We start from the raw sequence: 22,115 nt of genomic DNA, 5'->3' as shown, positions 1-22,115 counted from the left end.
TGTTTGCTTGACTAGAGCACCCTTTTTTAGCAGAATACCGTATCTTTGTATACTAGGACCTGGTCCTTTTCATTTGGCACAGTATGGATATCGAACAAATTCTAACGGCAATCTACCCGCTACCTGAACCCTCACTCACTGCTTTAAAGCACTTGTGTAGTGAGTTGCACCTGCCTAAAGGGCATATCTTACTTGAAGCAGATCGCATCGAACACAATATCTACTTTATCAAGCAAGGCGTTGTACGCGCCTTCTCCACACATGAAGAAGGCGAGATTACCTTTTGGTTTGGGGAAGAAGGTAGCACCATTCTCTCGATGAATAACTACGTTGAAAACAGAAAGAGTTATGAAAGCATTGAGCTCCTGGTTGACTGTGAACTATATCAAGTGAACTTCAACGAATTAAGCCAGTATTACCTTACCGATATTCACATTGCTAACTTTGGGCGAAAATTGGCAGAAAAAGAACTGATGCGCGTTGAAAAACGCATTATATCGCGAGATTTACTCTCTGCAACAGAGCGATACAAAGAACTAATTACCAATTTTCCAACCATAATTCAACGCGTTCCCTTAAAATACATCGCCTCTTACTTAGGCATTACCCAAGTGAGTCTAAGTCGAATACGCAAAGATGTTTAACCTTGTGGATTGCATAATTGCTAAAATTATCTTATCGCTAAGGTGTTCGCCTGATCTTTACTTATCTTTAGGGTGATTATTACAACACACTATGAATAAAATTAAAGTTGTTGCATTTGATGCAGACGATACGCTTTGGGTTAACGAACCTTTTTTTAGAGAAGCAGAACAACAGTTTTGTATTCTATTGGAAGACTATTTAACTCACCAAAGCATTTCACAGATTCTCTTTAAAACACAAGTAGATAATTTACCTCTTTATGGCTACGGCATTAAAGGGTTTACCCTATCGATGATTGAGGCGGCGGAAATTATTTCCAAAGGAACACTAAACATTAAGATTATTGATAAAATTGTCAAGATAGGAAAGGAACTCCTGACCAAACCCGTGGAGTTACTAGATGATGTAGAGGAAATTCTTCAAGGACTTCAAGCTGACTACCGCTTGGTTGTAGCCACAAAAGGCGACTTGAAAGACCAACACCGCAAGCTACACAAATCGGGTTTAGGCCCCTACTTCCATCACATTGAAGTCATGACAGATAAGGAAGAAGTCGATTATGAAAAATTGCTCAAGCGACTTGACATACAAGCGGAAGAATTTATCATGATTGGCAATTCGCTTCGTTCCGATGTTTTACCTGTATTAGCTTTAGGCGGTCACGCCGTTCACGTGCCTTTTCACACCACTTGGCTACACGAGCACATCGACCATGCTGTGGTTCATCCAAACTTTAAGTCTATAAAAAAACTATCGGAAATTAAAGCCTTCCTTTAGGTTTTCTTGGATGAAATCGTACCTTTATTTACACCTAAAACATAAACATTAAATAAAAAACCTATGAAAACACGTTTGTTTACTTTAGCCTTGCTCCTAACTTCGGGTTTAGTGCTAACAAGCTGTAAAGAACAAGTCAAAGAAAATTCGACTGAAACGCCTACAGCAGTGGAAAATACTCAAGAAACGACAGAAACAACAGCCGATACAAAGCTGATTGACCTAACGTTTGCGTCGGAAGGCTATGCAACAAGAGAAGCAGGATCTGACTGGGTAAAAGTAAACCTAAAAAGCACTTCACCTGATCAAGTAACAATTGTCGTTAGCTCGCGTGAGGACATCAAAAAACCAACTTGTTCGCTAGAAACAGTGGCGACTAAGGTAGCAGACAACACCTACCAGGCAGTGTTACAAAACAGTCAGGTAAACTTTTCGCTTGGCGAAGGACAATTAACCATTGACACAGTAAACGAAAGCGACCGAGGGGTATTGTCATTCTACTGCTCAGGGGGTGGTTCTTTACAAGGTACTTATACTACTGTTGACTAAGGCATCAACCGGTTGGACATCGATTAATACTATACAAAAAAAAGGAAACCGCTGTGGTTTCCTTTTTTCTTTCTTTTTCTTTGCATTTTTTCTACCTAAAAACGGTAGCCTACATAAACACCAATATTTTGGTTGTATATTTTGAAGTCATTTGCTCCAGTATTTTCTTCTACGCCAAACGTATTCGAATTGTCAAAAATAGAAGCAAATCCACGGGTGTATTGCGCCCCTATTAGTAGACCAAATTTAAATTGGTACTCAATCCCTGCAGTCACGCCATAATCCATTTTTTGCAGGTATTTACTATCCTCTTGATCGTCTTCTGTCGATCCAAAAATGCCGTGATCTTTATAGGTATTTCCCTGTTCATCTACGGCTGTAATAGAGGAGTACAACAGCATATTAATATAAGGTCCAGCATATACTTGTAGACCTCCAATTTTAAAAGTAGGACTGATAGGGTTTAAACGCAAGCTGTGCATTTCAAGGGTGGCATCAAACGTATGATCCTCCAATTCACGTTTGAAATCCGCTCCGTAATTTTGGTAATACAATTCGTGTTTCAAACCAAAATAAGTTCCAATGCTATTGTCAACACTTACTCCTACAAAAAAGGAATTGCGTTGGTCAATAGTTCTATCGACTGCTAAGTCTTTTACGTCATCTCCTTTGAGCGTAGACTGTAACCATCCTGCTTTAACACTAAAAGAAGTTTTTCCTTTTAGATCTTCATTCAAGTCCTGTGCTTTCACCGAAAGCCCAGTTAATACTAGTAAACTGAATATAATGTGTTTCATACTACTTCTCCTTAAAAATCAATATCCCAGATTCCAACTGCTTTCTCTAACTCCACCAATGCTTCTGCATAACCAAATAGGGTTTCAGCATAAGCTTGTTGGATCTCATTATAAGTGCGTTGGGCGTCCAACACTTCCAATAAACTACTTGCCCCGCGTTGGTAGCTGTATTTAATTCCTTCAAACACTTGTTTTGCTTCCTCTAACATCCCGTTTTCAAAACGGTAAATTTGCTTTTGCTTGGTCAAATAATTGCGATACGCTTGGTTAATTTCTTTTTCTAATTCTAACTCGATGATATCGTATTCCAACTCTGCTTGTCTTTCCTCATACAAGGCAGTTTTCAGACCAGCATCTCGGCGGTTCGAAAACTTTAAAGGGATGGACACTCCTGCTTTTACCACAGTATTCCCTGGGGTTGGTGCAACGGCATTTTTTACAAAGGAATTGTTTTCAACACCTAGATTTAATCCTAAATCAATCACACGTTCGGCACGAGCTAAAGCCACTTGCCTCCCTGCTACCACTTTATTTTGTTGGGCAACCAAATAATCAGCACGATTATTTTGTGCGGTTACAATTAAATCTTCCAAGGCAAACAAGCGCACAAACTGGCTAAAATCACCCGTTGGTAAGTAAACACTATCTTGACGTGAAGCACTGATAATGTTGCGCACTTCCATCAAACTATTTTCCCAAGTGTCATCCGCATCGTGTAAATCATTCAGCATCGACTTTGCCTCCAATTTACTTTGAATGGCATCAACCTTACTAATTTGCCCTAGCGAATAGCGAATACTATCCGACTTGGCCACTTGCAACATGGATTCATACGAATCTTTTTGAATATCGTACAACATTTTATTTTGCATGGCTTCTAAAAAGGCAATGGTTGATGCTGCACGCAAGGTGTGGAAGAATTCTTGTAGTTCTAGCTCGGCCAATACTTTCTGATCGCGTGCAAGGTTTTTTCTCGCTTTTCGCTTACCACCAAGTTCGAGATCCCAGGACAATTCAGCTTCAAACCCATAGCCCAGCTGCATGCGTTTCTGTTGGTTATCAGCCCAACCGAAACTCAACTCTGGATCGGGAAAGGCTTTAGCCGCTTGTACTTCCGCCTCGGCAATACTGATGTTGTATTTTTCTGCTGCATAGCTCAGGTTGTTTTCTATCATCTTAGATAAAAACTCCTTATACGTTAGCGTCTGTTTATTTGTAGCTTGCTCTGTATGCCCGTCTTGAGCATACAAAACACCACTACACATCATAGACATAACACTTATACTTATATATTTTTTTAAAATATTCATCTCCCTGTTAGTTTTCTTCTGTTTCTTCTACTTTCACAAAATCACTGTCTTTTCCCCATTTGCGTTCTACTAAGTAGTACAAAGCAGGTAAAACGAAAAGCGTTAAAATCGTTGCAAACAACAAGCCATAAACGATTACGGTAGCTAGTGGACGTTGCACATCCGAACCAATTCCCGTGGCCATAGATGCAGGGAACAAGCCCAAAATAGCTACGGTAGCTGTCATCAATACAGGTCTAAATCGCTGCTCCGCTCCTAGCAATACCGCTTCTAATAAGGCGTGACCGCGTTTTCGCAAATCGTTGATGTGGGAAATCATAATCACCCCATTTTGAATAGCTACACCAAATAGCGCAATAAATCCAACCGCAGAGGACACATTCAAAGACATCCCTCTAATATTCAAGGCTAACATCCCTCCAAAAAGAGCTAAGGGAACTACCACCATCAATAAACCAGCTTGTCTGAATTGTCCAAAAGCACCGTATAGCAAGACAAACATCAAACACAAAGTCAATGGTACAATAATCGCCAATCGGTTGTAGGCGCGGTGTTGATTTTCAAACTGTCCACCCCACTCAATGTGGAACTTATTGTGGTCATACGTAATGTTCTCCTCAATTTTTTGTTGTGCTTCTTTCAACAAAGAACCTAAATCGCGGTTACGCACGTTTAATTTTACTGTTAGATGACGTCTGTTCATCTCACGTGTAATCGTACTTTCTCCTGTACTCGTTTTTACATCTGCCACTTGAGACAGTGGTATTTTTGCTCCCGTACTTGAAGTCAACATCAAGTTGGCAATCTTTTCAGGGGTATTTCTACTCTCTTCTGTATAACGAGCACTGATATCGTATACTTTATTTCCAATAAAGATTTGTGAAATTGCCTTTCCACCAATCGCTACTTCAATTAGCTCTGCCACGTCAGCTACATTCAATCCGTACTGTGCAATTTTATCTCGATTGGCGTGAATTTGCAATTGCGGTAATGGCGGTTCTTGATCAATGGCCAAGTCTACTGCTCCATCTACTGTTCTCAAGGTGCCTAATACCTCATTGGCAATACGTCTTGTTTCGTGGAAGTCCTCTCCATATACTTTAACCACCAATTCACTGTGAGCCCCAGAAATTTTATCCATTACTCCATCGATCATCGGTTGCGCAAAACCTACCGTAAACCCTGGTAAAGATTCATATTCTGCTGCCAATTCCTCGATTAAGTCGTTTTTGGTTTTCCCTCTTGGCCACTCTTTATACGGTTTGATCCCAATCGAACACTCAAAATGGGAAGGAGTAAAAGGATCCGTACCATCGTCATTTCTTCCTGCTTGCACCATCACATAGGTTACTTCTTCGTATTTCATAGTTCTCGCTCGCAACGTATCACTCATTTCTTTGGATTTTTCCAAGGAAATTCCCGGTGGCAAAGTTACTTGTAGCCAAATAGAACCCTCGTCTAAAGGCGGTAAGAAATCTTTTCCAACCTTTACAGTTAAACCAATGGTAATTGCCAATACAACCAAAATAGGTAGGAAAACCTGTTTGGGTTTTTTCATAATCTTTTCAATTCGATTATGATAGTGTGCCGTTAGTTTTTCCAACCATTTATTGTGGTATATTTTTCTTGGTTTTTTATAAACCGCATACGCCAATCCAGGAATTAAAAACAACGCCACCAACAGGGCTCCTAGTAATGCAAACCCAACGGTAAAAGCCATTGGGGTAAACAGTTTCTTCTCAACGCGCTCAAAAGCAAATAGCGGTAAATAGGCTGTGATAATAATAATCGTAGCGAAAAATACTGGTTTTGCCACTTCTTTGGTTCGTTGGGCAATGGATTTTTCCTTGAGTTCCTCCTCCGGATTGTCTTCCCGTTTCTTGAGAATGGATTCCATCATTACAATGGCTCCATCGACAATAATACCAAAATCAATGGCTCCTAATGATAATAAGTTGGCAGGAATATCTGTAAAATGCATCAAAATAAAGGCAAATAACAGGGATACAGGAATGGTAATTGCTACCAATAACGCCCCTCTCCAACTACCTAAGAAAACAATCAATACGATGATAACTAAACTAATCCCTTCAATTAAAGTCGTCGATACGGTATGTAACGTCGTGTCTACTAATTCTGTACGGTCTAGGAAGGTATGAATCTTCACCCCTTCTGGCAATAGTTCATTATTTAATTCATCGACATATTGATGAATTTTTTCTAGTACAATAGAAGGATTCTCCCCTTTTAACAAGAGTACAATTCCCTCAATACTGTCAGAGTAATTGCGCTCTTTATCCGAATAGCCTAAAATACCTTTGCGCTCTACATTTCCATATTTTAATCGACCTAAATCTTTTAAGAAAATAGGAATTCCATTTTCGGCTTTTACGACGATTTTGCCTAAATCTTCTAAATCCTTTACCAATCCAATTCCACGTACCACATAGCCCAAATCTCCACGGGTAAGTACACTCCCTCCTGAATTAACGTTATTTTCTTCAATGGTTTCTGTAACATCACTTAGTGAAAGGTCGTATTGTTCTAATTTATGTGGATCTAATTCAATTTGAAATTGTGTGGTGATTCCTCCAAAATTGGTTACCTCAGCTACACCTGAAACTTGATTCAGTTTAGGAATAATAATAAAGTTCTGAATATCCGTTAGCTCGCGTAAACTATAGCCATCTCCTTCGATAATATAGCGGTATACTTCTCCGATTGGCGAGGTTAACGGGTCTAATTCGGGAATGGCATCATAGGGCAATTCCACGCCATTGAGTCGTTCTTGGATACGTTGACGGGCAAAGTAATCGTCTACTCCATCTTCAAAAACGATGGTAATCATCGAAAGTCCGAAGGTACTATTACTACGCATCACGTGCATACCTGGCATTCCGTTTAGCGCACGCTCAATCGGAATGGTAATTTGCAATTCTATTTCTTCTGCTGCTAAACCTGGTACTTGCGTAACTACTTGAGAGGTTGTATCTGCAATATCTGGATAGGCTTCAATAGAAAGTTGTTTCCATGAATAATACCCAAAAATACACAGTAAGCCAAACAAAGCAGCAACAAGCCATCTTTTGTGTATAGCTGTATCTATTATTGATTTTTTCATTTTTTGCTGTTTTATTGGATTACTACAGTTGTGGTAAATAAATACCTCCTTCACTCACTACTTTATCTCCTTTTTCTAAACCGGATAAAATAACAGTTTGATTGCCAGAAACCCCTCCAATGACAACATTTTTACGGGTGTATTCATTTGGCGCTACCTCCACAAAGACAAAAGAATCGTCTTCTCCTTGTAAAACAGCACGTGAAGGCACGAGGATTACTTTTTCAGGTTGGTCGATAAAACGCACATTCACATACATACCTGGCTTTAAAATGCGGTTGTTATTGTCTGCCTCGATTAAAACATCTATACTTCTCGTTTCTTCATCTACAATTTCATTTACATGATAGATCGTTCCCACAATCGGTTGATCGGGATAAGCTGCCAATTCAATTTGCACTTTATTCAATTTGGTTAAGTGTTGGATATCTTTTTCTTTCACTTTCCCCACAATCCATATTTTGTTTAATGCTGCAATTTTTACTACGGGATCTGCATCGTCATTGATGTATTGCCCTAGTACAATATTGTTTTCTAAAATCTCCCCTTCAATGGGTGAACGAACAATAAGCGGTTGTCCTAAAGCCAAAGATCCCGGTTGTACATTGTATATCTTGATTGCTGCTGTTGCATTGTCAAATGCCGCTTTAGCTATCGAATTTTCAGTTTCTGCTTCCTCATACTCTTGGCGAACTCCAACGCCATTTTCCAACAAATCCGCTTGTCTTTTTAGGTTTAAAGACGCTTGTTTATATTCTTGTTTAGAATCAAAGTAATCTTTTTGTGCTTCGAAATAATCAGGGGAAGAAACCTCAAATAAAGGTTGATTTATACCTACTTTTTGCCCCAATTTGATAAATGATTTGACAATTCTTCCGGAGAAGGGAGAAGCGATTTCCGCATAATGGTTTGGTATAGCTTTTACTAAACCCGCAGTTACTAGATCAAACGTGAAGTCTTCTTCTGCGACTTCCGCAACTTTAATTCTGCTTTTCAGATTTGAATTTTCTGTTAAGGAAATCACTTGATTATTCACTTGGTATTGTGCAACATCACTGGTTTGTTCCTTCTTTTCAGAGCAAAAACTCAATAAGATACTCAAGCTCAAAACTCCTGCTATTTGTACTTTTTTTGCCATTATGATTGTTTTAAATTTTTACGTTCTAATATTCTCTTAATTTACGAAATTTTACCCCATATTTTTAAATATAAAAATAAAACATTACGTTTATTTAACAATTAAAATAATTATCCCTTATCCATAGGGGGGGGTAAATCACAGCGGAAACGCCATTTTTTCATTTTGTTTATTTTTATAGCGTTTGAAACGCCTTTGTTTTACTAATGCAAATCGAACATATAAGCAGCTAATCCAAAGTAGAGTAATAAGCCAATAATATTAACGATCGTTCGAATTGCGGGGCTTGCTACAACTGCAGGATCAGCTCCCATTTTTTTAACGAGTAAGGGGAAAGCAGCTCCAATGACAGTAGAAAAAATAACTTGTAAAAACAAGGCTACTGCGATTACACCACCAATTGCCCACAGCGTAAATGTTGCTGGAGTTTCCGTTTCCCAACTAAGAAAAACGACTTTGCCAAAAGCGAGTAAACCTAAACACAGGGCCAATAAAAGCGCAATTCTCATTTCTTTCCACAACACACTCATCCACGACTTCACCGTTATTTGTCCCAAAGCCAAAGCACGTACGACAACCGTTGCGGATTGACTACCTGCATTACCTCCTGAATCTGCCACCATTGGCATATACAAGGCGAGAATAACCATTTGAGCCAGGGCTCCTTCAAAATTGTGAATGATTAAACCCGAAACTAACCCTACAATGGCTAAGGTTACCAGCCAAAAAACGCGTTTTTTAAAGTGTTCTACAATAGAAGTTTCTGCATAATCTGCATCTTCACTGCTTCCCATCACCCCCATAAACTTTTGCATATCTTCCGTGTGTTCCGCCTGAATAATATCCAGTGCATCATCATGGGTAACAATACCGACCACTTGTTTTTTTCGATTGAGAATGGGCAGTGCCACTAATTCGTACTTGTCAATCTTGGCCGCCACTACTTCGCTATCTTCATCGACATAACCAAAAACAAAATCGCGGTGTAATTCTTCTTCAACCAATTGATGAGGTTCGGCAATAATTAAATCTTTCAAGGTGATAAATCCCAATAGCGTTTGGTCTTCATTCACCACATAGATATAGTAAATTGTCTTTTTAGACGGTGCATCTTGTCTTACTTTGTGAATGGCTTCAAAACAGGTCATATCTTTCGATACAGTAGCAAAATCGGTGCTCATGATTCCCCCTGCAGTATCTTCAGGATAGGAACTCAAAGCCAATACATTTTCTCGGACTTGTTTAGTCAAAAAAGGCAACAGATCAATTTGTTCTTGTTGGGTTAAAATCTGGAATAAATCAGCGCGATCTTCTGAGGGCATTTGCTCAAATAATCGAGCAAAGCGCTTCATACTCAACTGCTGAAAAATGGAAAGTTGTTTTACCAAAGGAAAGGCCGCAAATATTTCAGCTTGATGTTCCAATGGAAATTCCCTCAAAATGACAAATAATTCTTTGGTATCCATCAAAGACAACGCCTCACTCACATCGATAATAGGCATCTTCTTTAATACAGGAAGCATTTTAATCATTTGATCTAAACCTTGAAAATCTGCTGCTATTTTATGCAAATTACTGCGTTCATACTTCATTGTTCTCATGACATTCCACTTTTAAAGATTAATAGGTAATTAATTCCCAAGAAACTTCTGACACGCCAAATTCCAAAGAAACTTTTTGTGTAATTTGTTCTAAAATATCGTCTTTACGTCCGATGCAGTACACCTCAAACTTGAGGTATGAAAAAGCGGGATTTCCATTATCCGAGCTTTTTAACGAACGCATTTGCAATTCTTTTTGCGCTTTGAGGTGTTTGAGCACCATAACACGTATATCATTTTCTACTTGTTCTTTACATCCTACAATGATCTCATAAAACACTTCTGCTGAATCACTTTCTGTCTCGAAAGACATTTTATTCATTAAACTACCTATTGGACGCAACAGCAAGTGAGCAGAAACAATTAATATCGTCATTACAAGGGCCTCTTTCCACAACCCTACTCCACACATAGAGCCAACTGAAGCTGAGCACCAAATAGTCGCTGCGGTATTCAACCCACGGATGCTAAATCCATCCTTCATAATCACTCCCGCTCCTAGGAAACCAATTCCACTTACAACATAAGAAGCTACACGTCCTACAGCAGTTCCGCCTATTTGGTAAGACATCAATACAAATCCTGCTGCTCCAATACACACCAAGGTATTGGTTCTCAACCCTGCACTTTTTTGTCTTACTTGACGCTCAGCGCCAATTAATGCTCCTAAAATAAAAGCAAGTAATAATCTTGAAATAAATACTGTAATTGCCATAACTTCATTTTTTTCTCCTACATTCTGAATACTTCTTCGTTATAAACAATTAGCAGGAGGATTAACATTCTTTAGTTAAAAAGGATTCTGTGTCCATCATTTATTTTTTTTGATGGGACAAAAGTAGAGGTTACAAGCACTGGAGGCTATTAGAAAGTCTTTAGAAAAAAATTAGAATTCTATTAGAAAAAAAAACGCTTGCAAAATTGCAAGCGCTTTTATTATAATCGAATGGTAAACGTCGTTCCTTCTCCTACTTTAGATACGACCTGTAGTGAACCTTTATGCAGGTTAATAATCTTATTGGTCAATGGAAGTCCAATACCATTCCCTTCCTTATAAGTTTGATTTTTTCCGCGATAGAAAGGGATAAAAATAGAATCCAAATCTTCTTCTGCAATTCCAATTCCCTTGTCGATCACCTCAATAACCAATCGATAATCACGGTAAGAAATTTGAATTGTACAGGCTTTATTTTCCGAAAATTTACAAGCATTTTCCAAGAGATTGACTAAAGCTACCTCCAATAAATACGGATTGGCATTGACAATCATCATTTCCTCATTGGTTACGGATTCATCAACTACGAAATTGAATTTATACGAGGCATCCATTTTTTGCAATTTCTGACACGCATCAATAATCACCTCATCTACGCGAATAGATTTAAATACAATTTCCGTTGGATCATAACTCGCTTTGGCAAAATCCAACAGGCTATTAGATAAACGCACAATTTTTTGGGAATCGTTGAGTGCATTTTCAAGGGTTTGAATATAGTAAGCTTGGTCTTGTTCTTTACTTAGGGCCAATTCCAATTCTGCAATAATAGCCGCCAAAGGCGTTCTCAACTCATGGGATATATTGGAAACAAATTGTTTTTGCGAATCGAAAGAGTTTTCTAGACGATTGAGCATTTCATTAAAGGTATCCGCTAAAGCTCCAAGTTCATCTTTATTTTTTTCTGTACTAATACGCAAATCTAAATTAGTAGCCGTAATTTTATTTACCTCATTGTTCATTTTGGTAATGGGTAACAGCACTTTATCAGCAAAAAACAGTCCTACAGAATAGATGACTAGCAGCGAAATCACCACTAATACGACAATGGTTACAAAGAGATTTTGCAGCTTAGTATAACCACATTCATCGTAAGCTGTTGCTGTGATCACATAGTCTTGATCAGCAAAGGTATAGGTAACTCCAATCACTTGCCAATCTTCTTGTGTATAGTGTAAACTTCCCTTGGCAATAATGGACTGAATCATTTCTTTTGTTTCCTTTACTCGGTCAATTTCTACTGCATCGTGATACAGCAAATTAAATCCATAATCGTAAACCGCTACTTCTACTTCGTTGATAATTTCACTGTTATTGAGGTAAATTTTGTGTAAGGTTGTCGGTTTAACTTGAGCCTCCAAAAACAACTTAGCCTTGGTAATGGCTTCTTTTTCTAATTCTTCATAAAATTCAACTTCTCTACTTTTGGAAGAGGACCAATAGATCACACTAGCAAACACCAATAAAATAGAGGCAACCAGCAAGGTAAACAGCAGGGTAAGTCTCGTTTTAATTCTCATTATTCTTCAATATGAAGCCCATTCCTGATTTGGTATGGATCAGCTTGTTATGGACATCTAACTCTATTTTCTTTCTCAAATAATTGATATACACATCAATAAAATTCGTTCCTGTGTCGAAATGCGTATCCCAAACCTTTTCAGAAATCTCTGCCCGTGATAAGACGCGTTCTGGATTTTCCATCATATACTGTATCAGATTAAATTCTTTCGGAGTAAGGTGTATCTCTTGTCCCGCGCGTTTGAACTTCTTTTGATTCAAATCAATTTCTAAATCGGCATATTTTAAGGTAGCGCTATTGGTTTCTTTTGCATGTTCAAAGCGTTTGAGTAGTGCTCGAATACGAACATAGAGTTCTCTTAATTCAAAGGGTTTAACTAAATAATCATCTGCGCCTGCATCAAATCCTTCTACTTTATCATCTGTCGTTCCCAAAGCGGTCAGCATAATAATAGGGGTATTAGGCAAGGTTTGTTTGAGTTCTTTACACAAATCAATCCCATTAATCTTGGGCAGAATCACATCCGTAATAATTAATTGGTACTTTTTCTGTAGGGCTAATTTCTTTCCCATATACCCATCATAGGCAACATCTACTGTAAAGTTTTGATCTTGTAAGCTCCGTTGAAGCAATTCAGCAACGCGAATATCGTCTTCTATTACTAATATTTGACTCAAAAGATTATCCATTTTAATTAATCTTGAGCAAGATAAGTCTTTTTTGGAAAAACAGAGGTTATTTATCCTGTAAAACAACCTCTACTTCCCTTTTCACCCTACTTTAGTTTACTAAAAAAGCAGTTCAGAAACGACAATTTCCGTGATGTATCGCTTCTTATTTTCTTTATCCTCATAGGAGCGATTGACTAATTTTCCTTCAATAGCGACCTCTTTACCTTTAACCACATACTTCTCGGCAATATTGGCTAATTTTCCCCATACCACAACATTGTGCCATTGCACATGTTCGACTTTCTCCCCTTTATCGTTGAAATAAAATTCATTAATTGCAATAGAGAATGTAGCTCTTTTTTTTTCTGATCCAAAAACAATAATTTCTGCATCTTGTCCTGCTCGTCCGATTAATTGAACGCGATTTCGTAATGAACTCATAATATACCTGCCTTTTAAATTAAAAATAAACTAGTGATGTTTTTAGCAAAAAATGCACCAAATACGAAGATCAACCGGCTTTTACCTTCTAAAATATTTACTTATTAGAAGTTTTATTTGTAATTTGCAATAAAAAATTCATGGATACTACAATTAACAAGATTGAACTTCGCAATCTTCAATTGGATGACTATTTAGAGCTTAAAAATTCAATGCTAGAATCCTATACGGGAATGGAAGATCCGTATTGGGATAAAAGTGAAATAGAAAACTTACTGAGTATTTTCCCTGAAGGACAATTAGTCGTTTTAGTTGACGACATTGTCGTAGGATCTGCACTTTCTATTATCATCGATGAAAAGAAAGCAATGTCCACCCATAATTATGATCAGATTACGGGTCACTCTTCCTTTAGTACGCACAATCCAGAAGGAAACGTCTTATACGGAATTGACGTTTTTATTCATCCAAAATACAGAGGCTTGCGATTAGGACGTCGTTTATACGATGCACGTAAAGAATTGTGTGAACAACTCAATTTAAAATCCATTGTATTTGCGGGAAGAATCCCTAAATACGCTAAATATGCCAGCGAACTTACGCCAAAGCAATACTTAGAAAAAGTAAGAGCCAAAGAGATTAACGACCCTGTGATGTCTTTTCAAATGTCGAATGACTTCCACATGGTTCGCCTAATGCGCAACTATTTAGATGGAGATAAAGAATCCAAAGATTATGCTGTTTTATTGGAGTGGAACAATATCTACTATGAAAAAGATGTGCAGTTGATCAACACCAAAAAAAGTGTCGTACGCTTGGGGTTAATTCAATGGCAGATGCGTCCGTTCAACGATCTGGAAGAATTCTTTGATCAAGCGGAATTCTTCATCAATGCCGTGTCCGACTATGAAAGTGACTTCGCCATGTTTCCTGAGCTATTTACCGCTCCTTTAATGGCCGCGTACAACCACTTATCAGAGGCTGACTCTATTCGTGAACTCGCTCGTTATACTACACCAATCCGCAAGCGATTCCAAGAATTTGCAATCTCTTACAACATCAATATTATTTCGGGTAGTATGCCCTATCTAATTGATGGGACGCTATACAATGTTGGCTTTCTATGTAAACGAGACGGTACATACGAAATGTATTCTAAAATACACATTACACCTAATGAAGTACACTACTGGGGGATGCAGGGAGGATCAGCCATTCGAACGTTTGATACCGACTGTGGAAAAATTGGAATTATTGTATGCTATGATGTGGAATTCCCAGAATTACCTCGTTTATTAGCTGAAGAAGGCATGGAAATCCTATTTGTACCTTTTTTAACGGATACGCAAAATGGATATACACGTGTACGGAACTGTGCCGCTGCCCGTGCCATTGAAAACGAATGTTATGTCGCTATTGCAGGATGTGTTGGAAACTTACCAAAAGTAAACAACATGGATATTCAGTTTGCTCAAGCGGCAGTATTCACTCCTTCAGACTTCGCCTTCCCAACCAATGGCGTAAAAGCAGAAGCGACTCCCAATACTGAAATGACCTTAATCGTCGATGTGAATTTAGACCTACTAAAAGAACTACACGAACATGGTAGCGTTCGTATCCTGAAAGATCGACGCCTAGATCTATACGATTTACAAAAAAGAAACCATTCCAAATAAAAGAAAAAGCTTGAACTCCCATTCAAGCTTTTTTTATCCCTTCAATTGCCCTAATTATTAGCACGTTTCGGATTTTAGAATTGATTTAATATAGAGATATTTGTGAAATAGTTGACGATTGACAGACTAGGTGTGTAACAAACCGAAACGCAGTGTAGGTTCATCGAATACCAAAACAAAATATTAACTAGATGAGATAAATCGAAGCGCAGTGAGATAAACCGCGCAAAGAGCAAAAAAACTGTTTTTCGGCTTTCGGCTTTTGGTTTATTACATCTAGTTGAAAAAGAAGATTCTCTTATGATGAAAAAATATCACAAAGAACAAAGAGCAAATAAAATGAAAAACCAATCTTCCTTAAATTATACCCGTATTGCTCAGGCTATTGAGTACATTCAGACCCATTTTAAACAACAACCTCGTTTAGAAGAAGTCGCTAGAGCTTTACATTTAAGTCCTGCACATTTTCAGCGGTTATTTACAGAATGGGCGGGTACTAGTCCGAAAAAATTTCTTCAATTTACTAGTATCACTCATGCCAAATGGCTTTTAAAAGAAAAACAGGTGTCGCTTTTTGATGCTACCTTTGAGACGGGCTTATCCAGTACCAGTCGGCTACACGATTTGTTTATTACCTTAGAAGGGATGACACCTGCTGAGTATCAAAATGGTGGTGAGCAACTCACCATCAATTACAGCTTCGCACCTAGTATTTTTGGTTCTCTATTCATTGCTTCTACATCCAAAGGGATTTGCCATCTTGTATTTACTGAAAACGAAGACGAGGCACTACAAAATTTACGAGCCAAGTTTCCAAAGGCAAAATTCCAAGCGGCAATGGACCTACAACAGGCCCAGGCCTTACAAATCTTTCAGCGCGACACTCCAGATTTAAATCAAATCAAATTACACCTAAAAGGCTCGGAATTTCAGCTCAAAGTTTGGCAGAGTTTGCTCACCATTCCGATGGGTGCTTTAACTACCTATGGCGCCATTGCCACACAGATTGAAAACCCTAAAGCTTCACGAGCAGTGGGAACCGCTATTGGCAGCAATCCTGTTGCTTTTTTAATTCCCTGTCATCGCGTGATACAATCCTCAGGAGTACTCGGCAACTATATGTGGGGAGCCACGCGTAAAAAAGCCATAATAGGATGGGAAGGCGCACAAGTGTACAACGAAATAGAACCAGAAAATGGACTTATTTAATACACTGGATTCTACACAATACAATTTCCTCCCTTATGATGGGACGGTGAATTGTTATGGCTATCTGCTACACACTGAAGAAGCTGCTTTTTACTTTGACCATTTACTACGTCACATCGAATGGAAAAATGACGAAGCGGTGATATTTGGCAAACGCGTAATTACCAAACGCAAAGTGGCATGGTATGGATCCAAGTCTTTTCAATACACCTACTCCAATGTAACGAAACTCGCTTTACCTTGGACGCCAGAATTGCTTGCATTAAAAGACCGCATTGAAAAAACAACGGGCGAAACCTATAATTCCTGCCTGTTAAATCTATATCATGATGGCAGTGAAGGGATGGCTTGGCACAGTGATGGTGAAAAAGATTTGAAGAAAAATGGCGCAATTGCTTCCTTGAGTTTAGGAGCTACGCGAAAATTCATGTTTAAGCACAAAACTACACAAGAAAAAGTAACTTTTATACTAGAAAGTGGACACTTATTGGTCATGAAAGACGAAACACAAACGTTTTGGGTCCATCGTCTACCCCCGACAAAAGTCGTTCATCATCCACGTATTAACCTAACATTCAGAACCATATAAAAATAAAAAACAGCCCCCCAACCTAGAGAGCTGTTTTAAACTAAAAACATAATAACTAACTCAATTATTCTCGCAAGTAAGAATAATCAAACCAATAAACAACTATAGAGTTATTGTTACAACATCGAAGTTGGACAAACAAAAGCTGTTTTATCCAAACTAGTACGAGGCGCTAGTGCTTGGAATCCACCAACGACATCTACTACTTTTAAAAAGCCATTGGCACGTAATATTGAAGCGGCAATCATACTGCGATAGCCCCCTGCACAAAACACCACATGGGTTTTTTCTTTATCTAGTGTGCGTAATTTTTCTTCTAATATATTAAGCGAAATAAAGGCGGAATCCACTAAATGTTCCGATCGGTATTCATTTTCCTTTCGCACGTCTAACAGGGTTGCATGTTCACTTTCGATATAAGCATCAAATTGATGCGCTTCTAAACGCGGAATCGTATGCAAGGGGCGATTTGCTTTTTTCCACGTTTCCACTCCACCTGCTAAAAAGCCAACGGTATGGTCGTAGCCTACACGAGATAAGCGAATCATGCTTTCTTCTTCCTTACCTACTTCGGTAATCAAAAGAATGGGCTGTTGAATATCTTTAATCAACTCCCCTACCCAAACGGCAAAGGGTCCACTTAAACCAATATTAATACTCTTTGGAATAAAACCTGTTGCAAAATCTTGAGGAGTGCGTGTATCAAGTACCAATACCTCTCCTGTGTCCAACATTTTATCAAACATGGCTAAGGTTAACGGTTTATACGCGCGATCCAAAACCTCATCTAACTGCTCATATCCCCCTATGTTTAGCAAGACATTTTTTGGAAAATATTGAGGAGGGGTAGCCAGCCCAGTAAGCAACTCCTCGACAAATTCATCTTCCGTCATATCAGCACGTAGTGCATAATTGGTCTTCTTCTGATTGCCCAATGTATCTGTAGTTTCCTTGCTCATATTTTTACCACATGCACTTCCAGCTCCGTGATTTGGGTACACGATTAAATGATCGGGTAGTGGCATGATTTTGTGGCGTAGTGACTGATATAAATGCCTTGCTAATTTTTCTTGTGTTAATTCTGATTTGACAAGCTGCACCAAATCAGGACGTCCAACGTCGCCAATAAACAAGGTATCCCCAGTAATAATGGCTTGTGGTTCTCCTGCTTCGTCAAAGATCAAATAGGTGCAACTCTCCATAGTATGTCCTGGTGTATGCAATACTTGAACCTTAACACCTCCTACGTAAAAGATTTGATTGTCCGTGGCGATAATAGCCTCATAACTCGGTGACGCAGTAGGCCCAAATACAATCTTGGCACCTGTTTTTTGCATTAAGTCCAAATGACCACTGACAAAGTCTGCGTGAAAATGAGTTTCAAAAACATAGTTAATCACAGCACCATCTTTTGTTGCTCGATCCAAATAAGGTTGCACATCGCGCAAAGGATCAAATATCGCTGCTTCTCCATTACTTGACAGATAATATGCGGCATGTGCAATACACCCGGTATAAATTTGTTCAATTTTCATAATCAATCTTTTAAGTCAAGTAAAAGTAGCTCTTCTATACCGAGATAAAAATGACAATTATCATACAGATCTGCACTATTTTATATTTATTTTAAGAATTAAAGCAGGCATCTGCCCGATGCAATCCATTATTTTTTTGTAAATTGGGAAAAACTAACAATTATGAGAAATTACAAAATAGCCTCGCTTAAAAAGCTACAAGACGAGGGCAAAAACATGCATCGTTTGCCTTTCTCAATTCGCATTCTCTTAGAAAACGTACTGAGAAATCACGACGGCTTTGCCATTACAGATGAGCACATCGATACGTTAGTCAATTGGCAACCTCAACCCACAGATAAGGATATTCCATTTAAACCGGCACGTGTATTAATGCAGGATTTTACGGGTGTTCCTGGAGTAGTAGATCTTGCATCCTTACGTGCTGAATATGTTCGACAAGGAAAAAATGGAGAAAAAATCACACCCGCTATTCCCGTTGATTTAGTGATTGACCACTCGGTGCAAGTAGACTATTTTGGAACTGACTATTCATATAAAGAAAATGTAACCAAAGAGTATGAGCGCAATGCCGAACGTTATGAACTTCTCAAATGGGCTCAACAAGAATTAAAAGGATTTACTGTAGTGCCACCAGGCATGGGAATTTGTCACCAAGTAAACTTAGAATACCTCGCTCAAGGGGTCATTAATCGAGACGGTTGGTTATTTCCAGATACTTTAGTAGGGACAGATTCTCATACCCCTATGGTCAATGGAATTGGTGTAATTGCTTGGGGAGTTGGAGGAATTGAGGCAGAAGCAGCCATGCTAGGTCAACCGATTTACTTTACTTGTCCCGAAGTTGTTGGACTCAAACTAACGGGAAAAATTCCCGAAGGTGCTACCGCTACCGATATGGTGCTCTCTATTACCAAAGTATTGCGCAAGCAAGGTGTTGTCGGAAAGTTTGTTGAGGTGTATGGTGATGCTTTAGATCACTTATCCGTTACGGATCGCGCAACAATCTCCAACATGTCTCCAGAGTTTGGGTGTACTGTAACTTACTTCCCTATTGATGATCAAACGCTACATTATATGCGTCAAACCAATAGAGATGAAGACCACGTGAAATTAGTTGAAGAATACTGCAAAGAAAATCTTCTTTGGCGAACAGGTAAAGAAGACATTACCTATTCTGCTGTGGTAGAATTGGATTTAAATACACTAGAGCCAACAGTTTCAGGACCTAAACGTCCACAAGATAAAATCTTGGTGCGCGATTTAGATAAAACCTTCTCTTCCTTATTAGAAGAAGAATACAACCGCGCTTATGTTGCGGTGAAAGACCGCCGTGAATCGGCTTGGTTATCTGAAGGTGGATCAGGGACTGAATTCATCTACAAACAAGCCGAAAATTCTACCAATCAACCCACTGAAGTGGTGAAAGAAGCTATGCGAGCAGTTCGCATCAAACAAAAAAACAAAGAATACGTCGTAAGTGATGGTAGTATCGTACTAGCCGCCATTACGAGTTGTACCAATACCTCTAATCCTGAAGTAATGATTGGCGCAGGATTAGTTGCTCGAAAAGCCATACAACGTGGATTGCGCACCAAATCATGGGTTAAAACAAGTTTAGCTCCTGGTTCAAAAGTAGTAACCCATTACCTCGATCGCTCTGGTTTATCAGAAGATTTAGAAGCTTTGCGTTTCCATACCGTTGGATACGGGTGTACGTCATGTATTGGAAATAGTGGTCCTTTACCAGCACCTATTGCAGAAGCGGTAAACCAAGGAGATTTAGTTGTTGCTTCTGTTCTTTCGGGAAATAGAAACTTCGAAGCTCGTGTACATCCACAAGTTAAAATGAATTTCTTAATGTCACCTATGCTTGTAGTTGCCTATGCTTTAGTAGGACGTGTAGACATTAACCTGATGACAGATCCACTGGATTACGATCCAAATGGAGAACCAGTATATTTACGCGACATATGGCCTACACATGAAGAAATTAGAGCCGTTATCAACGACTCTTTAAAACGTGAAGACTTCAAAGAAGTATACGATCAAATTTTTGAAGGAGAAGAAAACTGGAAGAATCTACAAGCCCCAAAAGGAGCAAGTTTCGAATGGAATCCAGCCTCTACTTACATCCGTCATGCACCCTTTTTTGACCATTTACCGAAAGATCCAAAACCGCTAACAGATATTCATGCAGCAAGAGTTTTACTTTATTTGGGTGACTCTGTAACAACAGATCATATTTCTCCAGCAGGTTCCTTTAACGAAGAATCAGCCGCTGGAAAATATTTGTTATCGCAAGGGGTAAAACCAGAAGATTTTAACTCCTATGGATCCAGACGTGGAAATCACGAAGTGATGATGCGTGGTACCTTCGCCAATGTGCGCATTAAAAATAAAATTGCACAACGCGAAGGAGGTTATAGTACCTACTTCCCTACAAATGAATCCTTAACGGTATACGATACCGCTATGAAGTACAAAGAGACTGAAACGCCTCTGATTGTTATTGCTGGAAAAGAATATGGAAGTGGCTCGTCTCGTGATTGGGCGGCTAAAGGAGCTTATTTATTAGGTATAAAGGCTGTGATTGCAGAAAGTTTTGAACGCATCCACCGCAGTAACTTAATTGGAATGGGGATTGCACCTTTGCAATTCTTACCCGAGCAGTCAGCAGAACGTTTAGGCCTTACGGGTACAGAGACCTTTACTATTACAGGATTAGCTGAAAACCTAACACCACATAAAATTGTAGAGATCACAGCGACGAATGAAGCCAATCAAACGATTAAGTTCCAAGCCTTGGCGCGATTTGATTCACTCATCGAAATTGAATACTATAAAAATGATGGAATTCTCCAATATGTTTTGAGAGACTTCTTGAAAAACTAAAATAGAAAGAGGGTGTCCCAAAAGGTCACCCTCTTTTATATTAAACAAATCCTAGTCTTATTGCATCTTGCACTAAATTTGCCGAATCGAAGGAGCCAAACGCCGTTTTCATTTTGGCAATTCGCTTTTTGATGGTTGGCGTAGATAAAGGAATATAATTTTCCAAATCAACCAATTTATGTCCTTTAGCCAATAGAATCAATATCGCCCGATTGTAATCGTCATACATCACTGCTTTATGCAACATCTTTTCTAAGCACTGCTTAACCAATGGACTTTGGTAAGTACCTCCACCTAACACCGTAGTCACAATATCAATCAATACTTGTGGTGTAATTTCATTTTTTCCAATAACACTTGTGGGTCTGATATTCTTTACAATTTCATAAATTGTAAAGATTTCTGTATGTCCAGTTATGGTAATTGTCCTACAACTAGGCATTTCTTTCTTGATGTAGCGAATAATATCTCCACCATCTTCCCAAGAAGACAGTTCTCCTTTTGGCAAGGAGAAATCCACAAGTGCCAAGTCATACGGCTTTTCTTCCTCTATTGCTTGATCTATTTTTTGTTTGGCTTCTGAGCAATCAAAGGCTCCCTCAAACCTATACGATTGGGCTATTGCTTCATGACCTGACAAAGCCATTCGATATCCCTCAACAATTAAAGGATGATCGTCTACTAACAAAATTCTCTTCATAAAACAATCCTTAATATCTCTAGTCTAGCCTTTTTTCAACCTTAGGGAATCCCCCTTAATCCATTCCCCAACAGATTATAGGTTTAAATCGACATTCAATCAACACGTTACGCAATGAACCTGTTACCTGCTAATGTAATAAAAAACAGTATTTGTTTTTGTGC

18 protein-coding genes are annotated in these 22,115 nt (G+C 38.7%); 7 read left to right on the top strand and 11 right to left on the bottom strand.

Annotated features, from left to right (window positions below; translation table 11 throughout):
* Positions 1-83 precede the first annotated feature (83 nt).
* The 3 genes from HX062_RS00850 (at position 84) to HX062_RS00840 (ending at position 1,971) form a co-directional block, all read left to right on the top strand.
* Entirely contained in the window at positions 84-644 is a 561-nt protein-coding gene (locus tag HX062_RS00850; RefSeq protein ID WP_182625820.1) for a Crp/Fnr family transcriptional regulator, read from the top strand.
* Positions 645-735: 91 nt separating this feature from the next.
* Positions 736-1,422, top strand: coding sequence for an HAD family hydrolase (locus HX062_RS00845; RefSeq protein ID WP_182625821.1), 687 nt, complete (start codon positions 736-738; stop codon positions 1,420-1,422).
* A 63-nt stretch (positions 1,423-1,485) separates the two neighbouring features.
* Complete coding sequence (locus HX062_RS00840) at positions 1,486-1,971, top strand: hypothetical protein (RefSeq protein ID WP_286465943.1); 486 nt, start codon at positions 1,486-1,488, stop codon at positions 1,969-1,971.
* A gap of 95 nt (positions 1,972-2,066) precedes the next feature.
* Here HX062_RS00840 and HX062_RS00835 read toward each other — a convergent pair whose 3' ends face one another.
* From HX062_RS00835 to HX062_RS00795, 9 genes are all read right to left on the bottom strand, one after another.
* On the bottom strand, positions 2,067-2,768 hold the full coding sequence (locus HX062_RS00835) for an outer membrane beta-barrel protein (protein WP_286465941.1): 702 nt from the start codon (positions 2,766-2,768) through the stop codon (positions 2,067-2,069).
* 11 nt (positions 2,769-2,779) lie between these two features.
* Positions 2,780-4,078 (bottom strand): TolC family protein, encoded by a 1,299-nt coding sequence (locus HX062_RS00830; protein ID WP_286465939.1) that lies wholly within the window; start codon positions 4,076-4,078, stop codon positions 2,780-2,782.
* Positions 4,079-4,085: 7 nt separating this feature from the next.
* A complete protein-coding gene (locus HX062_RS00825) occupies positions 4,086-7,199 on the bottom strand; it encodes an efflux RND transporter permease subunit (protein WP_286465937.1) in 3,114 nt (1,037 codons plus the stop codon).
* Positions 7,200-7,221: 22 nt separating this feature from the next.
* Entirely contained in the window at positions 7,222-8,337 is a 1,116-nt protein-coding gene (locus HX062_RS00820) for an efflux RND transporter periplasmic adaptor subunit (protein WP_286465935.1), read from the bottom strand.
* 203 nt (positions 8,338-8,540) lie between these two features.
* The gene (gene mgtE, locus HX062_RS00815; RefSeq protein WP_286465932.1) at positions 8,541-9,938 is read right to left on the bottom strand and encodes a magnesium transporter; all 1,398 of its coding nucleotides are present in this window, start codon (positions 9,936-9,938) and stop codon (positions 8,541-8,543) included.
* 19 nt (positions 9,939-9,957) lie between these two features.
* Positions 9,958-10,653 (bottom strand): MgtC/SapB family protein, encoded by a 696-nt coding sequence (locus tag HX062_RS00810; RefSeq protein WP_182625828.1) that lies wholly within the window; start codon positions 10,651-10,653, stop codon positions 9,958-9,960.
* A gap of 221 nt (positions 10,654-10,874) precedes the next feature.
* Entirely contained in the window at positions 10,875-12,233 is a 1,359-nt protein-coding gene (locus HX062_RS00805; protein ID WP_286465928.1) for a sensor histidine kinase, read from the bottom strand.
* A complete protein-coding gene (locus HX062_RS00800) occupies positions 12,223-12,924 on the bottom strand; it encodes a response regulator transcription factor (protein ID WP_182625830.1) in 702 nt (233 codons plus the stop codon). The genes HX062_RS00805 and HX062_RS00800 overlap by 11 nt, the downstream gene beginning before the upstream one ends.
* 99 nt (positions 12,925-13,023) lie before the next feature.
* Positions 13,024-13,347: a single-stranded DNA-binding protein gene (locus HX062_RS00795; protein WP_182625831.1), complete on the bottom strand. Its 324-nt coding sequence runs from the start codon at positions 13,345-13,347 to the stop codon at positions 13,024-13,026.
* Positions 13,348-13,487: 140 nt separating this feature from the next.
* On the opposite strand from HX062_RS00795, the gene HX062_RS00790 reads away from it, so the two are divergent.
* From HX062_RS00790 to HX062_RS00780, 3 genes are all read left to right on the top strand, one after another.
* Entirely contained in the window at positions 13,488-15,023 is a 1,536-nt protein-coding gene (locus HX062_RS00790) for a GNAT family N-acetyltransferase (RefSeq protein WP_286465925.1), read from the top strand.
* Between the two features lie 339 nt (positions 15,024-15,362).
* On the top strand, positions 15,363-16,232 hold the full coding sequence (locus tag HX062_RS00785) for a methylated-DNA--[protein]-cysteine S-methyltransferase (RefSeq protein WP_286466326.1): 870 nt from the start codon (positions 15,363-15,365) through the stop codon (positions 16,230-16,232).
* Positions 16,219-16,821, top strand: coding sequence for an alpha-ketoglutarate-dependent dioxygenase AlkB family protein (locus tag HX062_RS00780; RefSeq protein ID WP_182625834.1), 603 nt, complete (start codon positions 16,219-16,221; stop codon positions 16,819-16,821). Before HX062_RS00785 ends, HX062_RS00780 begins: the two co-directional genes overlap by 14 nt.
* Positions 16,822-16,937: 116 nt before the next feature.
* On the opposite strand, the gene HX062_RS00775 is transcribed toward HX062_RS00780, so the two are convergent.
* Complete coding sequence (locus tag HX062_RS00775) at positions 16,938-18,356, bottom strand: MBL fold metallo-hydrolase (RefSeq protein WP_182625835.1); 1,419 nt, start codon at positions 18,354-18,356, stop codon at positions 16,938-16,940.
* Between the two features lie 162 nt (positions 18,357-18,518).
* On the opposite strand from HX062_RS00775, the gene acnA reads away from it, so the two are divergent.
* The gene (gene acnA, locus HX062_RS00770) at positions 18,519-21,251 is read left to right on the top strand and encodes an aconitate hydratase AcnA (RefSeq protein ID WP_182625836.1); all 2,733 of its coding nucleotides are present in this window, start codon (positions 18,519-18,521) and stop codon (positions 21,249-21,251) included.
* Between the two features lie 40 nt (positions 21,252-21,291).
* Here acnA and HX062_RS00765 read toward each other — a convergent pair whose 3' ends face one another.
* Positions 21,292-21,951, bottom strand: coding sequence for a response regulator (locus tag HX062_RS00765; RefSeq protein WP_182625837.1), 660 nt, complete (start codon positions 21,949-21,951; stop codon positions 21,292-21,294).
* Positions 21,952-22,115: the final 164 nt, after the last annotated feature.

The sequence above is a fragment of the Myroides sp. DF42-4-2 genome, from assembly GCF_030326445.1.
Classification (GTDB): Bacteria; Bacteroidota; Bacteroidia; order Flavobacteriales; family Flavobacteriaceae; genus Flavobacterium.
Note: the sequence above shows the minus strand (reverse complement) of the source record. Positions and strands in the feature narration are given on the sequence as shown.

Coding starts and splice junctions, on each gene's coding strand:
- HX062_RS00820 (WP_286465935.1), bottom strand. CDS start 8,337: ATGGCAAAAAAAGTACAAATAGCAGGAGTTTTGAGCTTGAGTATCTTA.
- HX062_RS00785 (WP_286466326.1), top strand. CDS start 15,363: ATGAAAAACCAATCTTCCTTAAATTATACCCGTATTGCTCAGGCTATT.
- HX062_RS00790 (WP_286465925.1), top strand. CDS start 13,488: ATGGATACTACAATTAACAAGATTGAACTTCGCAATCTTCAATTGGAT.
- HX062_RS00800 (WP_182625830.1), bottom strand. CDS start 12,924: ATGGATAATCTTTTGAGTCAAATATTAGTAATAGAAGACGATATTCGC.
- HX062_RS00795 (WP_182625831.1), bottom strand. CDS start 13,347: ATGAGTTCATTACGAAATCGCGTTCAATTAATCGGACGAGCAGGACAA.
- HX062_RS00810 (WP_182625828.1), bottom strand. CDS start 10,653: ATGGCAATTACAGTATTTATTTCAAGATTATTACTTGCTTTTATTTTA.
- HX062_RS00830 (WP_286465939.1), bottom strand. CDS start 4,078: ATGAATATTTTAAAAAAATATATAAGTATAAGTGTTATGTCTATGATG.
- HX062_RS00775 (WP_182625835.1), bottom strand. CDS start 18,356: ATGAAAATTGAACAAATTTATACCGGGTGTATTGCACATGCCGCATAT.
- HX062_RS00840 (WP_286465943.1), top strand. CDS start 1,486: ATGAAAACACGTTTGTTTACTTTAGCCTTGCTCCTAACTTCGGGTTTA.
- HX062_RS00850 (WP_182625820.1), top strand. CDS start 84: ATGGATATCGAACAAATTCTAACGGCAATCTACCCGCTACCTGAACCC.
- HX062_RS00805 (WP_286465928.1), bottom strand. CDS start 12,233: ATGAGAATTAAAACGAGACTTACCCTGCTGTTTACCTTGCTGGTTGCC.
- HX062_RS00835 (WP_286465941.1), bottom strand. CDS start 2,768: ATGAAACACATTATATTCAGTTTACTAGTATTAACTGGGCTTTCGGTG.
- HX062_RS00845 (WP_182625821.1), top strand. CDS start 736: ATGAATAAAATTAAAGTTGTTGCATTTGATGCAGACGATACGCTTTGG.
- HX062_RS00780 (WP_182625834.1), top strand. CDS start 16,219: ATGGACTTATTTAATACACTGGATTCTACACAATACAATTTCCTCCCT.
- acnA (WP_182625836.1), top strand. CDS start 18,519: ATGAGAAATTACAAAATAGCCTCGCTTAAAAAGCTACAAGACGAGGGC.
- mgtE (WP_286465932.1), bottom strand. CDS start 9,938: ATGAGAACAATGAAGTATGAACGCAGTAATTTGCATAAAATAGCAGCA.
- HX062_RS00825 (WP_286465937.1), bottom strand. CDS start 7,199: ATGAAAAAATCAATAATAGATACAGCTATACACAAAAGATGGCTTGTT.
- HX062_RS00765 (WP_182625837.1), bottom strand. CDS start 21,951: ATGAAGAGAATTTTGTTAGTAGACGATCATCCTTTAATTGTTGAGGGA.